Source organism: Sphingosinicella sp. LHD-64 (genome assembly GCF_031157375.1).
Lineage (GTDB): Bacteria > Pseudomonadota > Alphaproteobacteria > Sphingomonadales > Sphingomonadaceae > Allosphingosinicella.
Genome location: NZ_JAVIFV010000003.1, coordinates 1 through 15393 on the forward strand (window position 1 = coordinate 1; position 15393 = coordinate 15393).

Sequence of the window (15393 nt, forward strand, 5' to 3'; positions counted from 1 at the left end):
GGGGAGAGGGTTGGGGTGAGGGGGTTCTGCCTCCGAGAATGGTCCCAAATGCCCGACACCCTCACCCTGCCCTCTCCCTCAAGGGAGAGGGTACAAAACTGAATGTCGATCCGTCCTAGGGGTGGGTGCGAGCGCAGCGAGCCTCTGATCTCCAAAGGAGCGCCCTCGGCGCTACCCACCCCAGACCCCTTCCTTCCAGGGAGGGGAGTAACGTCCGCAATGGTCGAAAGCAGACTCCCTCGATTGTTGGATACAAATAGGACTTCGTCTGATCGCCGCGACTCGGGGCTTGACGATCGACAGAACATGTAACATGTAAAGTTACATGAAAAGAGACAGCCGATTGTCCGGCGTGCTCCACGTGCTGTTGCACATGGCCGAGCACAAGGGCCCGATGACGTCCGAGGTGCTCGCACAGGCGATGTGCACCAATCCGGTGGTGATCCGGCGGATCATGGCCGGCCTGCGGGACCGGGGTTACGTCCGCTCGGAGAAAGGCCATGGCGGCGGCTGGACGATCGCCCGCGATCTTTCGACCGTGACGCTGCGCGACGTCTACGAGGCGCTCGGCCGTCCGCCGCTGCTTGCCATGGGCAATCGCACCGAGGCGCCCGGCTGCCTCGTCGAGCAGGCCGTGAATGCGGCGCTCGGCGAGACGTTCGAGGCGGCGGAGACGCTGCTGCTGTCACGCCTCGGCGAGATCACGCTGGCCGAACTCGGCGCCGATTTCCATCGCCGCCTCAGCGCGCGAGGGGGTCGCGAGAACCTGGACGCAATCCATCCGGCGCCTGCGGCATGAGCGCGTTCCTCGCCCATTTCTCCGATCCCGACGCCGTCGCCCGCTATGCCGAGGGCCCGCCGCGATACGTGCCGGGCCTCGCCGATCTGCACCGGATGACCGCCATCCTGCTCGGCGAGCGTGCACCGGCCGATGCACGGGTCCTCGTTCTCGGCGCCGGCGGCGGGCTCGAGCTGAGGGCTCTCGCCGAAGCCCGTCCGGGCTGGACGTTCGACGGCGTCGATCCGGCCGCCGAAATGCTGAAGCTGGCCGAGCGAACGCTCGGGCCGATGGCCCCGCGCGCCACGCTGCACGAAGGGTATATCGACTGTGCGCCGGACGGACCATTCGACGCGGCCGTCTGCCTGCTGACCTTGCATTTCCTGGGGCGGGAGGAACGCCTGCGTACGGAACGCGAGATCCGCCAGCGGCTCAGACCTAGAGCGCCTTTCGTGATGGCCCATTCGAGCTTCCCGCAGGACCCCGCCGAACGGGATGTCTGGCTGTCGCGCTATGCGGCCTTCGCCATCGCCTCGGGTGCCGATCCGGATCAGGCCCGGGGCGCCCGCACGGCGGTCGCGGCGCATCTGAACCTGCTCGATCCCGAAGAAGACGAAGCGGTTCTCCGCGATGCCGGTTTCACCGGCGTCCGTCTCTTTTATGCCGCGTTCACGTGGCGCGGCTGGATCGCCTGCGCCTGATCCCGCCCGCCTCACGGCATCGCTCATGCGCCCTGGCGCCGGACCCAGCGTTCGGCTTGACACCTCTCCTCTCCCTCTCCACATCCACCTCATGGCCAACGAACCGATGCTGTGCCCGATCGACCGCTCGCCGCTCACCATGTCGGAGCGGCAGGGAATCGAGATCGATTATTGCCCCACTTGCCGGGGCGTCTGGCTGGACCGCGGCGAGCTCGACAAAATCATCGAGCGCAGCGCCGCCGCGCCGCCTCCGTCACAGCCGGAGCCGCGTCACAGCCGCGAACCCTATCGCGACCATGACGACCGCCGCCACTACGGCGACCACGGCCGCGGCTATCCGAAGCGGCGCAAGTCGTTCCTCGAGGAATTGTTCGACTAGGACTTCGGCGGCTTCCGCTTCTCGTCATTCCGGCGAAAGCCGGAATCTCACTGCCTGTCGGACAAGAGAAGAGGGATTCCAGCTTTCGCTGGAATGACGGTGTTTCTTTTCCCCGGCCACACGCTCTAAGTAGGCGGCCATGGCACTCACCCATCTCGGCCAGACCAGCGCCCTTCCGGCCTCGCCGGACGAGGCGGTGCTCGACTATGTCCCGAACCCGCGGCCCGGGCGGCCGTATCTGGTGCGCTTCACCGCGCCGGAATTCACCTCGCTGTGCCCGGTCACCGGCCAGCCCGATTTCGCCCATCTCGTCATCGACTATGCGCCCGGCGGGACGATCGTGGAATCCAAGTCGCTGAAGCTGTTCCTCGCTTCGTTCCGCAATCATGCCGGCTTCCACGAGGCCGTCACGGTGGGGATCGCCGAGCGGCTGACGCAAGAGATGCAGCCGTTGTGGCTGCGGATCGGCGGCTACTGGTACCCGCGCGGCGGCATCCCGATCGACGTGTTCTGGCAGTCGGGCGCCGCGCCCGAGGGCCTGTGGATTCCCGACCAGGGCGTCGCGCCCTATCGCGGACGTGGCTGAGCTTCCCGACAACCCCAGAATCGTCATCCACGGCGCCGGTTCGATCGGCTGCTGGATCGGCGGCGCGTGGTTGGCGTCGGGGCTGGATATCACGCTGCTCGGCAGACCGTCGGTCCGCGACGAGATCGCCGCCAACGGCCTGACCCTCACCGACAGCGAGAAGCGGCGGATCGAGCTGAGGCCCGACGAGGTCGAGGTCGGCGTCCATCCGAAGCTGCTGCGACAGGCGGACGTCATCGTCCTCGCGGTCAAGAGCACCGGCACGGCGGTGGCGGCGAAGGAGATCGCGAAGCACGGCCGCAAGGGCGCCACCGTGATCAGCTTCCAGAACGGCGTCAGCAATGTCGAGACGCTGAAGGCCGCCCTTCCCGGCTTCACCGTGCTGCACGGCATGGTCCCGTTCAATGTCGCCCACATGGGCAATGGCCGCTGGCACAAGGGCGTGGCAGGCACGCTCTGGGCCGAGGATCATCCGGTGACCCGCGTGCTCGCCGAACGGATCGGCGCGAAGCCGGGCGGCCTCACCCTGTCCGGCAACATGACCGGCGTCGCCTGGGGCAAGCTGCTGGTCAATCTCAACAATGCGGTGAACGCACTCTCCGGCCGGCCGCTGCTCGAAGAACTCGGCAACCGCGACTATCGCCGGGTCTGGGCGGCAGCGCAGGTCGAGGGGCTGGAGCTGCTGAAGGCGGCCGGAATCGAGCCGGCCAAGATCGGCCCCTTCCCGCCCCATCTCTTCCCGCACATCGTCGCCGCGCCCGACTGGCTGTTCAACTCGACGGTACTGAAGCTCTACAAGATCGACGCCGATGCCCGCTCCTCCATGGCTGACGATTTCGCCGCCGGCCGCGCGACCGAGATCGAGTACCTGAATGGCGAGGTGGTCAGCCTCGCCCGCCGGCTCGGGCGCGAGGCGCCGGTCAACGCAGCGATCGTCGATCTGGTCCGGCAGGCGGAGGCCGGCGTGGAGCGCGCCTGGGACGGCGCGGCGCTGCGCCGGCAGGTCCTCGCCGGCCATCGGGGAGCCGCAGGTTTCGGCTATTGAGCGCGCCTGCGAATTGACAGCCGCGCGGGTCGGGCGCATCGCCGCCCTACCACAGCCATACACCAGTGAGTCCCGCCCATGCGCCTGCTGCCGATCGTCTCCGCTCTTGCCCTCGCTACCGCCATCGCGCTTCCGGTCTACGCGACGGCGCAGACCGTCGCGCCGGCGGCGGAACGATCGGACAGCCGGCCGGAAATCCCGACCCAGCTGCCGCGCACCGCCCGCCCGCTTCACTATGCGATCAACGTCGTGCCGGATGCCGCGAACCTGCGCTTCACCGCGACCGCGAGAATCGACATCGAGATATTGCAGCCGACTGACACGATCACGGTCAACGCGGTGAACCTCACCTTCAATTCGGTCCGGATCGACGCGCTCGGCCGCCCGCCCTCGGCCACCGTCACCACCGACGAGGCGGCGCAGACCGCCACCTTCCGTTTCCCGCAGGCCCTGCCCGCCGGCCGCCATCGCCTCGCCATCGACTATGCCGGCCGGATCGAGACCCAGGCCGCCGGCCTGTTCGCGCTCGACTATCAGGATGGCGAGACGCAGAAGCGCGCGCTCTTCACCCAGTTCGAGGCGCCGGACGCACGCCGATTCTTCCCCGGCTGGGACGAGCCCAATTTCCGCACGCCCTACGACCTCACCGTCACCGTGCCGGCCGGCCAGACTGCCGTCAGCAATATGCCTGAGGCGCGGCGGCAGGCGCGGCCGGACGGCAGCGCGGTCGTCACCTTCCAGACCACCCCGGCGATGTCGAGCTACCTGCTCTTCCTCGGCATGGGCGAGTTCGACCGGATCACCACCCAGGCCGGCGGCGCCGAAATCGGCATCGTTACCCGCCGCGGTGCCGGCGAGCAGGGCCGCTGGGCGCTGGAGAGCGCGGCGCGCATCCTGCCCTGGTACAACGACTATTTCGGCACGCCCTATCCTCTGCCGAAGCTCGATAATATCGCCGGGCCGGGCACCAGCCAGTTCTTCAGCGCAATGGAGAATTGGGGGGCTATCTTCAGCTTCGAGAACATCCTGCTGGTCGATCCGGCGATCACCACCGAGAGCCGCCGCCAGGCGATCTTCGAGGTCGCCGCGCACGAAATGGCGCATCAATGGTTCGGCGATCTCGTCACCATGGCCTGGTGGGACGATCTCTGGCTGAACGAGGGCTTCGCCTCGTGGATGGCGACCAAGGCGACGGCGGCGCTGCATCCCGAATGGGAGCCTTTGCTCGGCCGCATCGACGGGCGCGAATCCGCGATCCAGCTCGATTCGCTGAGGACCACCCATCCGGTCGTCCAGCACATCACCACCGTCGAGCAGATGAGCCAGGCGTTCGACGCCATCACCTACCAGAAGGGTGAGGCCGTCATCACCATGCTCGAGGACTATGTCGGCGACGAAGGCTGGCGCAACGGCGTGCGTGCCTACGTCGCGCAGCACCGGCTCGGCAACACCCAGAGCGACGACCTCTGGGAAGCGATCGAGCGTGCCGCCAACCGCCCGGTTACCGCGATTGCGCACGATTTCATCATGCAGCCCGGCGTGCCGCTGATCCGCGTCGAAGGCGGCCAGTGCACCGGCGGCCGGACGCAGTTGGCGCTGACGCAGGGGCAATTCAGCCGCGACAACCGGGAAGGCCAGTCCCTTCGCTGGCGCGTGCCCGTGATCGCGGCGGCAGGCGGCGAGGAGCTGCGCACCCTGGTCGAAGGCGGATCGGCGAACGCGACCGTGCCGGGCTGCGGCCCGCTCGTCGTCAACTATGGCCAGGCGGGCTATTACCGGACGCTCTACAGCGCCGATCTGCTGGGTCGGCTGGTCCGCGATTTCCGGCAGCTGCGCCCGATCGACCAGATCGGCCTGCTCGCGGACAATTGGGGCCTCGGCCTCGCCGGCTACCAGTCGGCATCGGTCGCGCTGGATATGGCCGATGCAGCCGCGCCGGACGCCAATGGCCGGGTCTGGCTGCGCGTCGCCGGCATCCTCGCCTCGATCGACGGCATGTACGAGGGCGATGCGGCGCACCAGGCGCTGGTCTCGCGCTATGCCACGGCGAGGCTCGGGCCGGTGCTGGAACGTCTCGGTTGGAGCGCTCGGCCCAACGAATCGGCCAATGACGCGGTGTTGCGCGACGAGCTGATCGGCACGCTCGGCCTGCTTCGCGACCCGGAGGTCGTTTCCGAGGCCAACCGCCGCTTCGCCGCCAACGATTCGTCGGTCACAGCCGGGCCGCTGCGCCAGACCCTGCTTTCGATCGTCGCCTACAATGCCGACGCGGCGACCTGGGATCGGTTGCGCGTCATGGCACGGGACGAACGCAACCCGCTGGTCAAGGGTCAGCTCTACCAGCTGCTCGGCGGCGCGCAGGACGAAGCGCTCGCCCGCCGCGCGCTGGAGCTGGCGCTGACCGAAGAGCCGGGCGCGACCAATGCCAGCCAGATCATCTCGTCGGTCGCGACGGTCCATCCGGATCTCGCCTTCGATTTCGCCCTCGCCAACCGGGAGCGGGTCGAGACCCTGGTCGATGCCTCCTCGCGCTCGCGCTATCTCGCCGGCCTCGCCTCACGCTCGGCCGATCCGGCGATGGTGCAGAAGCTCGGCGCCTATGCCGACCAGCATCTGACGCCGCAATCGCGCGCACCGGCCGACCGCGCCATCGCCTCGATCCAGGATCGCGTGCGGGTGCGCCGCGAGCGGCTGCCCGATATCACCCGCTGGTTCGAGGCGCGGCGGGGCTGAGGCTCATCCCGCCGTCACTGCGAGCGCCGCAGGCGCACGGCAATCCAGACGAGGTGAGTCTGGATCGCCGCGGCGCTACGCGCCTCGCGATGACGGATGTATTTTTCAATCGACCAGGATCAGCTCGCCAGCGGCGGTGAACGCATATTCGAAGTAGAACCATTTCTTGGTGTCGGACTTCGATTCGATCTTGAAGGCGGCGATCAGCCGGTCGCCGTCGGTCTTCACGTAGATCGCGCCATAGACCTCGATATTGGTGCGGGCGAGCTGCCTGACCTTCGCCTTGAGGTCCTCGCGGGCGGTCTCGGTCGCGCCGGCGGCGACCCGGTCGATGCCGTTCAGGACCGAATCGACCAGCGTCTTTTCCTCACGCTCGCGGGCCGAGCGCTGGAGCTCGGTCGAGAGCAGCACCGGCGAGGCGCCGCGCCCGAACTTTCCCAGCCGGCCGAGCAGATCCGGGCGCGGATGGACATGGCCTTCGTCGTCGCCCGAGGAGATGATGAAGCAGGCCGGGTTGACCGTTTCCAGGAAGGCGTCGGTCACCTTCTCCGAGCCGTGATGGCAGACCTTCATCACGTCGGAGCGGAAACGCTTGCCCGCCTCGGCGATCATCAGCCGGTATTCGGCGGTGCCGGGGAACGGAAAGGCGCTAAGCCCGGCATAATGCTGGAGCAGGAAGCGCTCGGCCCGGTCGTTGAGATCGCCGCCGAAGAAGATGCTGAACTGGCCGTAGACCAGGCGCAGCAGGATCGAATGACCGTTCTTGGTCTCGCCATAGTCGCCGATCTTGCGCAGCCGGGGCTTGCCGGCGCCGTTGCGCTCGACGACCGGCCCCAGGACCTCGACCGTATAGCCGCGCGCGTCCGACGGCGCGAAGCCGGGCATGTAGGACTTGCCGGCCTCGACGGTTCCGTGCCCGGTCGAGAGCATCCGGTAGGATTTGACCTTCGGGTTCTTGATCGCCGCGTTCAGGACCTTGGGATATTTGAACGCGCCGATCGCGGCTGGATTGCTGAAGATTGCCTCGATCGCCGCATCGTCCTCGGGCAGGCCGGCGAGATATTTCTGGCTGCTGCCCGGATCGGAGACGAGGCCGCCGAGCTTCGGCCATTCGCCGGCGACCGGCCGTTCGACCAGGCCGTTATGATAGATCGCGCGAAAGCCGATATTGGGATTGGCGAAGACCGGTAGGAAACCGAGATAATGGTCCTGGTCCGGATGGGTGATCACCGCCGCCTCGAAATTGAACGGGCGATAGGTGCGGAAGCGGCCGCGCAGGAAGCGCTCCATATTGTCGTCCTCGCCCGCGTCGATGACGATGATGCGCTCGTTCGCGCCGGTCTCGGGCGTGATCAGGACCGCGCCGTCGCCCTGCCCCACATCGACGAAGATGATCTCGAGCGGCCGCCGCTCGATCGTCTGGGCCTTGGGGATGAACAGCTCGCGCTTCTTCACCGGATCGCGGCGCGCCCAGATGACCTTCAGCCAGCCATCCGGCTCCTCGCTCTCGACGTCGAGGAAATCGCCCCACAGGACCTGCCGGACCTTCTTCTCCCGGTCGGCTTCATACAGGAAAATGTTTCTGCCAAGCCCGACGAACCGCGTCGCCATCCGCCCCTCTCCCGCCAGAGGACCAAGTGGTTTGTAGCATAACGTCGTTCGACAACGGACTCTTTACTTGTCCGTTACAAAGCAACCTCACCCCCGTCGTGCGAGGAGCGAAGCGACGAAGCAATCCAGCCCGCTTCGGAGGCCGAACTGGATTGCTTCGCGGAGTTCATCCTGAGCGACGCCGCAGGCGGCGTCGAAGTGCTCGCAATGACGGCCTGATTAAGCGGCGATCTTTTTCGTCCGGGCATAAAGCCAGGCGATCAGGCCGATGAAGGCGAGGAGGCCGATCCAGGTCGCCACGCCTTCGAACCCTTCGCCGACGACGGCGAGCGGCGCATCGCTGCCCGACCCGGCGACGATGCCGGCGAAGGCGACGCCGAACAGGCTTTCGCCGACGATGAGGCCGGTCGCCGCAAGGACGCCCATGCGCTTGGCGAATTCGGGGCTGCGGGCGCGGTCCGCCCAGCGCTCATAGGCATAGCCGATGAACGCACCGACGGGGACGAGCACGGTCAGCGCCATGGGGAGATAAATGCCCATGCCGACCGCAAGCGGCGGCAAGCGCATCTTGCCGAGCTTGCCCAGTATCTCGTCGAGGATGATGACAACGACACCGATCACCGCGCCGTAGAAGATCAGATCCCACCTTATGTCGCCGCCGAGCACGCCCATGGCGAGCGAGGAGATCAGCGCCGCCTGCGGGGCCGCGAGCGCGTTGGGGCCGGCGCCGGGCACGCCCTGGAAGCCGAAGGCGGTGTTGAGCAGGTCCAGCACCGGTGCGATCACCAGGCTGCCGAAGATCACGCCGATCACCAGCGCGACCTGCTGCTTCCACGGCGTCGCGCCGACCAACTGGCCGGTCTTGAGGTCCTGCAGGTTGTCGTTGGAGATGGTTGCGATCGAGAAGACCAAAGCGGTCACGAACAGGGCATAGGCCGCCAGCGCGCGCGAGGTCTCGGGCCCGCCGTCATGGCCGTAGAACAACGCAAGCAGCACCGCCGCGCCGAGCACGGCGAGGATGCCGACACCGGAGACCGGGCTGTTCGAGGCGCCGATCAGGCCGGCCATATAGCCGCAGACCGAGGCGATGATCGCGCCGATGATGAGGACGTAGACCAAGGTCAGCCCGATCACCAGCGGTGCGTCGGGCGCGATCGGGCCGTCGCCGATGAACAGCCAGAGCAGCAGCGCGATCGGCAGGAACGAGAGCAGGATCGTGCCGGCGACGATGCGGATCGAAAGGTCCCGATCGGTGAGCGCCAGCACCTCGCCGCCGGCGCGCGCCCGGGCCGAGGCCATGGCGGAGCGGATGCCGCCGACGATCGGGCCGATGATCTTGAGCAGGGTCCAGACCGCCGCGACGCCGATCGTGCCGGCGCCGACGAAGCGCACCTGATTGCGGAACACCTCGCCCACCACGGCGCCGACGTCCGCCCCTACGCCCTGCGCCGCGGTCAGGGCCGGCATCAGGCCGACCCAGGCGATCAGCATGCCGAACAGCATGGCGAGACCGACCGAGACCCCGACGAGATGGCCGACGCCGATCAGCGCCATCGACAGGCTGGTCGAGGCGCCGCTCGCGCCCGCACCGACCCGAAACGCCGTGGCGATCTCCGACACCGCGAGCTTCATCGCGGCGAGGATGGCGAAGCCGGCGGAGACGAGCGAACCGGCGAGGATCGTGGCGAGGCCCCTGGCATTCTCCTCGGCGCCCGCGGCCGAGCCGAAGCCGACCTTCAGCACCTCCGCGGCGGCGACGCCTTCCGGATAGGGCAGGTCCGACCCCGTCACGAGCGCGCGCCGCAGGGGTATCGAGAACATCACGCCCAATGTGCCGCCGATCGCGCAGACCGCGACCGTGGTCCAGTAGTTGAAGCCCTGCCACCAGCCGATCATGATGAGGCCCGGCAGCACGAAGATGATCGCCGCCAGCGTGCCCGCCGCGCTCGCGATCGTCTGGACGATGTTGTTTTCGAGGATGTTCGAATTGGCGACGAAGCGCAGCAGCGCCATCGAGATGACGGCGGCCGGGATCGAGGTCGCGAAGGTCAGGCCGACCTTGAGGCCGAGATAGACGTTCGCGGCGGTGAAGATCAAAGTGATCGCGCCACCCAGGATGACCGCGCGCAGGGTGAATTCGCGCATCTCGCCTGCGCGACCCATGGGCGCCCCGATTGCCGTGTCGCTCATTCTACCTCCCCCGGAACAGGCCGCCGAGCAGGCCCCGCACCAGCGAGGTCGCGACCCGGTTCACCACCTGGCGCTGCACCGTGCGCCCGACCTGGTTCATCATCTGCTCGCCGAAGGACGGATTGCGGCGACGCTCGCGCTCGGCCCGCTCCACCTCGCGCCGCTGCCGGTCCGCTTCCTTCTGCGCCGCGGCCTGTGCCTTGGCGGCATCCTCCGCCGCCTGCGCCTCGGCCGCCGCGCTCGCGGCCTGCTCGGCGCGTCCCTTCAATATTTCGTGCGCGCTCTCGCGATCGACGGTCGCATCATATTTGGTGCCGACCGGAGACGTGGAACGAATGATGTTGCGTTCCTCGGCCGTCAGCGGCCCCAGCCGCGAGCAGGGCGGACGGATCAGGGTCCGCTCGACCGGAGTCGGTGCGCCCTTCTCATCGAGCACGGAGACCAACGCCTCGCCGGTCTTCAATTCTGTGATGACGGTCTGCACGTTCACGTTCGGGTTGGTCCGGAAGGTCTCGGCCGCCGCCTTGATCGCCCGCTCGTCCTTGGGCGTGAAGGCGCGCAGCGCATGCTGGACGCGGTTGCCGAGCTGGCCGGCGACGTCCTCCGGAATATCGATCGGATTCTGCGTGACGAAATAGACGCCGACGCCCTTGGACCGGATCAACCGGACGACCTGCTCGATCTTGTCGGTCAGAGCCTTGGGGGCATCGTCGAACAGGAGATGGGCCTCGTCGAAGAAGAAGACGAGCTTCGGCTTCTCCGGGTCGCCCACTTCGGGCAGGTCCTCGAACAGCTCGGACAGGAGCCAGAGCAGGAAGGTCGCGTAGAGCCGCGGGCTCTGCATCAGCCTGTCGGCGGCGAGGATGCTGACCATGCCGCGGCCCGTCTCGTCGACGCGCATGAAATCGGCGATTTCGAGCGCCGGCTCGCCGAAGAACATCTCGGCGCCCTGGCTTTCGAGCTGGAGCAGCTGGCGCTGGATCGCGCCCACCGTCGGCCTGGTCACGTTGCCGTAGGTCGCGGCGATCTCGCTCGCCTTGTCCGCACAGAAGGCCAGCATCGATTGGAGATCGTCGAGATTGAGCAGCAGCAGGCCCTGCTCGTCGGCAATCCGGAAGGCGATCGAGAGAACGCCTTCCTGCGTCTCGTTCAATCCCATCAGCCGGGCGAGCAGCAGCGACCCCATCTCCGTCACGGTGGTGCGGATCGGATGCCCTTGCTGACCGTACAAATCCCAGAAGATCACGGGATTGTCGGCATAGGCATAGCCGGCGAGCCCGATTTCCTGGGCGCGCGACACCAGCTTGTCGTGATTGGGCGCGGTCGGGGAGCCCGCCATCGCCATCCCGGCGAGATCGCCCTTCACGTCGGCCATGAACACCGGCACGCCGGCCTTCGAGAAGCCTTCCGCCAGACCCTGCAGCGTCACCGTCTTGCCGGTGCCGGTCGCGCCCGCGATCAGGCCGTGCCGGTTGGCGAGCTTGAGCAACAGGCTCTGCGGCCCGCCGCCGCCTGCTCCCAGGAAGATGCGGTCGGTTTGCTCCATCGGACTACCCCTCCCTGTTCACCGGCTCGCCGGCGGCTCGACGGTACACTCTCTCACACCGTCATTGCGAGGAGCAAAGCGACGAAGCAATCCAGTTCTGCCGTCGAGGCCGCACTGGATTGCTTCGCTACGCTCGCAAAGACGGTGTCCCTACTGTCGCGCCCGCGCCAGCTCCACGCCGATATAGATGGGCGGCGCGTTGCCGCGGCGGACGAGCAGCAGCACCGTGTCGCGGCCCGTGCGGCGCGCGGCGGCAACGATGCTGTTCACCTGCTCCGCCGTCGTCGTCGCCTGCTGGTTGACCGACAGAACGAGGTCGCCGGGCTGGAGGCCCTTCTGGCCGGCATCGCTGTTCGGATCGACCGCGGTGACCACCAGGCCGCGCACGCTTGGATCGGTGATCTGGAGCCGGCGGGCGGTGGCCGGGGTGAGCGGCTGCAGGGTGAGGCCCAGGCTCGCCCGCGCCGTTTCCTGACCCGCGACGGGCTGGTCGGCGCCCGGCTTGCCTGCCGCGTCGGCGCTGTCCTCTTCCGGCTCGGCGCCACCAAGCCGCGCCAGTTCCTCCTCGGTCGGCCGCTCGGCAATGGTGACGTTGGCGGTACGACGCTGGCCCTCGCGGATATATTCGAAGGGCACGCGCGCGCCGACCTGCTGCTGGGCGACGAGATAGCCGAGCGTCTGGTCCTGCGTTACCGGCTGGCCGGCCACGGCGACGATGACGTCGCCCTGGCGCAGGCCGGCCCGTTCGGCCGGGCCGCCCGGCGTGATGCTGCGGATCAGGGTGCCGCGATTGCGCTCGATGCCGAGCGCAGAGGCGACGCCTTCGTCCACGTCCTGCATCGCGATGCCGATATAGCCGCGCCGGACGCGCTCGCCGCGGCGCAGCTGCTCGACGATCGGCCGCACCTGCTCGGCGGGGATGGCGAAGCCGATGCCGACATTGCCGCCGGTCGGCGAGATGAGCGCGGTGTTGATGCCGATCACGTTGCCGCCCAGATCGAACATCGGGCCGCCCGAATTGCCCGAATTGATCGAGGCGTCGGTCTGGATGTAGCGGTCGTAGAGGCCGGCACCGATATTGCGGTGGAGCGCCGAGACGATGCCGGCGGTGACGGTGCCGCCGAGGCCGAACGGATTGCCGATCGCGACCACCCAGTCGCCGACCCGGGTGCGGGTCGAATCGCCGAAGCGGACGAAGGGCAGCGGCTGACGTGGATTGACCTTCAGGACCGCGATGTCGGCGACCTGGTCGCGCCCGACCACCTCTGCCTCATATTCGGTGCGATCGGACAGCGTCACGGTGATCTGCTCGACCACCGCGTCGGGCCGCGCCGGCGCGACGACGTGGTTGTTGGTGACGATATAGCCGTCGGCGGAGATGATGAAGCCGGAGCCGAGCGACCCACCCCGCTGGGTGACGGTGCCGTCGCCCTGCCCTTGGCCCTGGCCCTGACCCTGGCCGCCGTCGGGAACCGGCGCGCCGAAGCGGCGGAAGAATTCCTCGAAGCCCGGCGGCAGGCGGCGCTGCTGGACCTGCACGCTCTGTCGGGTCGAGATGTTGACCACGGCCGGCTGGAGCCGCTCGACCATGTCGGCGAAGCCCGGTGCGCCATTGGGCCTGGGAACGGTGATGGCGCCCGGCTCGTTCTGCGCCGTTTGTGCGCCCACCGGATTGAGAGTGAGGGTCGCGGCGGCACCGCCCAAAAGCACGGCGGCGGTGATCCCGTAAACGTAACGCACGCGTCTGATCCTTCCTTAACTGTCGTCAGGCGACCGCCGGGCCCGCGGCGGCTGCCCTGGCCGGCACGCTAGAATGGCCGGCTGAACGCCAATTGAATGACTGCGACAAATGTCGCGCATCAGCGCTGTCCCCGGAACTGGCGCAGATATTCGTTGTCGGGCGACAGGATGATGCTGGTGCGTCCGCGCGGATTCTCGGCGGTGCCGCCGCCCGAGAGGCTCGTGTCGTAGGACTGCATCGCCCGGTAGAAATCATAGAAGGCCGGATCCTGGTTGAACGCCTGGGCATAGGTCGCCGCCGCTTCGGCATCGGCCTCGGCCCGGATGATCTGCGCCTGTTTCAGACCCTGCGCCTGGATCGAGCGTGCCTCCTGCTCGCGCGCGGTGCGCATCCGCTGATAAGCCGAATCGAGCGGGGTGCCGTCCGGCAGGTCGGCGCGCTTGATCCGCACGTCGACGATCTGCGCGCCATATTGGGTGGCCACCCGGTTCAGGGCGTTCTGGATATTGTCCATCATCTGGCCGCGTTCGGGGCTGAGGAGAGCGGCGAACGGACGGCGGCCCAGCTCGTTCCGCAGCGCCGAGCCGAGGATCGGCCTGAGCGCATCGCTGACCCGCTCCTCGGTCCGCGCCGCCTTGTACATCTGCAGCGGGTCGACGATCCGGTAGCGCGCATAGGCATCGACCTGGAGCCGGAGCTGGTCGGTCGAGAGCACCTGCTGGTTCTCCATGTCGATCGAGAGGATGCGTTTGTCGATCCAGACAATCTGCTCGAAGAACGGCAGGCGCGCGGCAAGGCCGGCGCCGCTGGCGCCGAACGTGTCACCGGGGCGGTAGCGGTTCAGGATGCGCTGCGGTTCGCCGAAGCGCACGATCACCGCCTGCTTGGTTTCCGGGACGATCGCGAAGGTGCTGCCGACGATGATCAGCAGGATGATCGCGATGAAGGTCAGCGCGATCGGGTTGCGGACATAGGTGTTCATCGCGCCTGGGCTCCCTGCTGGGGCTGGGCCTCGGGCTGCGGCTCGGCCGGCCGGCGGCGGTTGACTTCGGGGAGCGGGAGATAGGGCGTCACGCCCGGCGCCTCGACGATCGTCGTGTCGACGCGGGAGAGCACCCGCTCCATCGTCTCGTAGTACATGCGTCGGCGGGTCACCTCCGGCGCGGCACGATATTCGGCATAGACCTTCTCGAACGCCGCCGCGTCGCCCTGCGCCTTGGCGGTGATCTGCAGCGCATAGGCACGGGCATCGTTCATGTAGCTCTGCGCCTGCTGCTGCGCGGCCGAGACCTGCAGGAACGCCTCGTTGACCGCCGAGGGCGGGGCCGACTGGCTGATCGCGACGCCCTGGATGCGCACGCCCGCGCCATAATCGTCGAGCAGCTGCTGCATGTTCTGCTCGACATTGGTCTCGATCTGCGAGCGGCCGGCGCCGATTGCGTCGTCGAGGCTGACTCTGGCGACGACGGCGCGCATCGAGCTTTCGGCGACGTCGCGGATCGTGTCTTCGGGCTGGGCGATCTGGAACAGGAAGAGCTGCGGGTTCTTGATGTTCCAGCGCACCGAATAGGCGAGATCGATGACATTCTGGTCGCCGGTGAGAATGAGGTTTTCGCTGCCGGTACTGGAGGGGACGGAGGTGGTGCGGATGTTCTCCACATCCACCTTCTGCACCGCGCCGAACGGCGCCGGCCAGGAAAAGCCGATGCCGGGCTGGAGCGTGCGCGTGTAGTAGCCGAAGGTGGTGACGACGCCGCGCTCCTGCGGGCCGATGCGGTGGACGCTGGTGAAGATCACCCACAGGACGAGGAAGGCGATCAGGCCGTAAAGCCAGTAGGGCCTCCCGTCGGCACCGGGGAAACGGCCGCCGATCCGCTCGCGGCTCTTCTTCAGGAAATCGTCGAGCGAGGTGACCTCGCCCGCGGCGGAGGGCTTGCGCTTGCGCGGCCCCTGCCCCCAGGGATTGCGCGGGCCGCCGCCCGAGCCTCCTCCCGAACCGCCATCGTCGCCGCCACCGCCGCCGCCCCAGGGGCCGCCGCGATTGTCACTCAAAACCCATCCGAACCATCGTGTCATGGCGCCT

General features: G+C 67.8%; 12 protein-coding genes. 6 read left to right on the plus strand and 6 right to left on the minus strand.

Annotated elements, in window-relative coordinates:
• The first annotated feature begins 325 nt into the window (after positions 1 to 325).
• From RCO27_RS07920 to RCO27_RS07945, 6 genes are all read left to right on the plus strand, one after another.
• Positions 326 to 799 carry an Rrf2 family transcriptional regulator gene (locus tag RCO27_RS07920; RefSeq protein ID WP_309002136.1) on the plus strand — a complete coding sequence of 158 codons (474 nt, stop codon included), beginning with the start codon at positions 326 to 328 and terminating at the stop codon, positions 797 to 799.
• On the plus strand, positions 796 to 1479 hold the full coding sequence (locus tag RCO27_RS07925; protein ID WP_309002137.1) for a class I SAM-dependent methyltransferase: 684 nt from the start codon (positions 796 to 798) through the stop codon (positions 1477 to 1479). The genes RCO27_RS07920 and RCO27_RS07925 overlap by 4 nt, the downstream gene beginning before the upstream one ends.
• 91 nt (positions 1480 to 1570) lie before the next feature.
• On the plus strand, positions 1571 to 1858 hold the full coding sequence (locus tag RCO27_RS07930) for a zf-TFIIB domain-containing protein (RefSeq protein ID WP_309002138.1): 288 nt from the start codon (positions 1571 to 1573) through the stop codon (positions 1856 to 1858).
• Positions 1859 to 1997: 139 nt separating this feature from the next.
• Positions 1998 to 2444: a preQ(1) synthase gene (gene queF, locus RCO27_RS07935; protein ID WP_309002139.1), complete on the plus strand. Its 447-nt coding sequence runs from the start codon at positions 1998 to 2000 to the stop codon at positions 2442 to 2444.
• Positions 2437 to 3489, plus strand: coding sequence for a 2-dehydropantoate 2-reductase (locus tag RCO27_RS07940; RefSeq protein ID WP_309002140.1), 1053 nt, complete (start codon positions 2437 to 2439; stop codon positions 3487 to 3489). The genes queF and RCO27_RS07940 overlap by 8 nt, the downstream gene beginning before the upstream one ends.
• A 78-nt stretch (positions 3490 to 3567) precedes the next feature.
• A complete protein-coding gene (locus tag RCO27_RS07945; RefSeq protein WP_309002141.1) occupies positions 3568 to 6222 on the plus strand; it encodes a M1 family metallopeptidase in 2655 nt (884 codons plus the stop codon).
• Between the two features lie 105 nt (positions 6223 to 6327).
• Here RCO27_RS07945 and RCO27_RS07950 read toward each other — a convergent pair whose 3' ends face one another.
• From RCO27_RS07950 to hflK, 6 genes are all read right to left on the minus strand, one after another.
• Entirely contained in the window at positions 6328 to 7833 is a 1506-nt protein-coding gene (locus tag RCO27_RS07950) for a hypothetical protein (RefSeq protein ID WP_309002142.1), read from the minus strand.
• 219 nt (positions 7834 to 8052) lie between these two features.
• Positions 8053 to 10023, minus strand: a complete 1971-nt coding sequence (locus tag RCO27_RS07955) for an OPT family oligopeptide transporter (RefSeq protein ID WP_309002143.1) — start codon at positions 10021 to 10023, stop codon at positions 8053 to 8055.
• Position 10024: 1 nt separating this feature from the next.
• Positions 10025 to 11569, minus strand: a complete 1545-nt coding sequence (locus tag RCO27_RS07960) for a helicase HerA-like domain-containing protein (RefSeq protein WP_309002144.1) — start codon at positions 11567 to 11569, stop codon at positions 10025 to 10027.
• A 150-nt stretch (positions 11570 to 11719) separates the two neighbouring features.
• Positions 11720 to 13309 carry a Do family serine endopeptidase gene (locus RCO27_RS07965; protein ID WP_309002145.1) on the minus strand — a complete coding sequence of 530 codons (1590 nt, stop codon included), beginning with the start codon at positions 13307 to 13309 and terminating at the stop codon, positions 11720 to 11722.
• Positions 13310 to 13428: 119 nt separating this feature from the next.
• Positions 13429 to 14292 carry a protease modulator HflC gene (locus RCO27_RS07970; RefSeq protein WP_309002146.1) on the minus strand — a complete coding sequence of 288 codons (864 nt, stop codon included), beginning with the start codon at positions 14290 to 14292 and terminating at the stop codon, positions 13429 to 13431.
• On the minus strand, positions 14289 to 15386 hold the full coding sequence (gene hflK / locus RCO27_RS07975) for an FtsH protease activity modulator HflK (protein ID WP_309002147.1): 1098 nt from the start codon (positions 15384 to 15386) through the stop codon (positions 14289 to 14291). The genes RCO27_RS07970 and hflK overlap by 4 nt, the downstream gene beginning before the upstream one ends.
• Positions 15387 to 15393 lie beyond the last annotated feature (7 nt).

Excerpts from the sequence above, each read along its gene's own strand:
- queF (WP_309002139.1), top strand. The coding sequence starts at position 1,998 with ATGGCACTCACCCATCTCGGCCAGACCAGCGCCCTTCCGGCCTCGCCG.
- RCO27_RS07955 (WP_309002143.1), bottom strand. The coding sequence starts at position 10,023 with ATGAGCGACACGGCAATCGGGGCGCCCATGGGTCGCGCAGGCGAGATG.
- RCO27_RS07970 (WP_309002146.1), bottom strand. The coding sequence starts at position 14,292 with ATGAACACCTATGTCCGCAACCCGATCGCGCTGACCTTCATCGCGATC.
- RCO27_RS07950 (WP_309002142.1), bottom strand. The coding sequence starts at position 7,833 with ATGGCGACGCGGTTCGTCGGGCTTGGCAGAAACATTTTCCTGTATGAA.
- RCO27_RS07930 (WP_309002138.1), top strand. The coding sequence starts at position 1,571 with ATGGCCAACGAACCGATGCTGTGCCCGATCGACCGCTCGCCGCTCACC.
- RCO27_RS07925 (WP_309002137.1), top strand. The coding sequence starts at position 796 with ATGAGCGCGTTCCTCGCCCATTTCTCCGATCCCGACGCCGTCGCCCGC.
- RCO27_RS07960 (WP_309002144.1), bottom strand. The coding sequence starts at position 11,569 with ATGGAGCAAACCGACCGCATCTTCCTGGGAGCAGGCGGCGGCGGGCCG.
- hflK (WP_309002147.1), bottom strand. The coding sequence starts at position 15,386 with ATGACACGATGGTTCGGATGGGTTTTGAGTGACAATCGCGGCGGCCCC.
- RCO27_RS07945 (WP_309002141.1), top strand. The coding sequence starts at position 3,568 with ATGCGCCTGCTGCCGATCGTCTCCGCTCTTGCCCTCGCTACCGCCATC.
- RCO27_RS07920 (WP_309002136.1), top strand. The coding sequence starts at position 326 with ATGAAAAGAGACAGCCGATTGTCCGGCGTGCTCCACGTGCTGTTGCAC.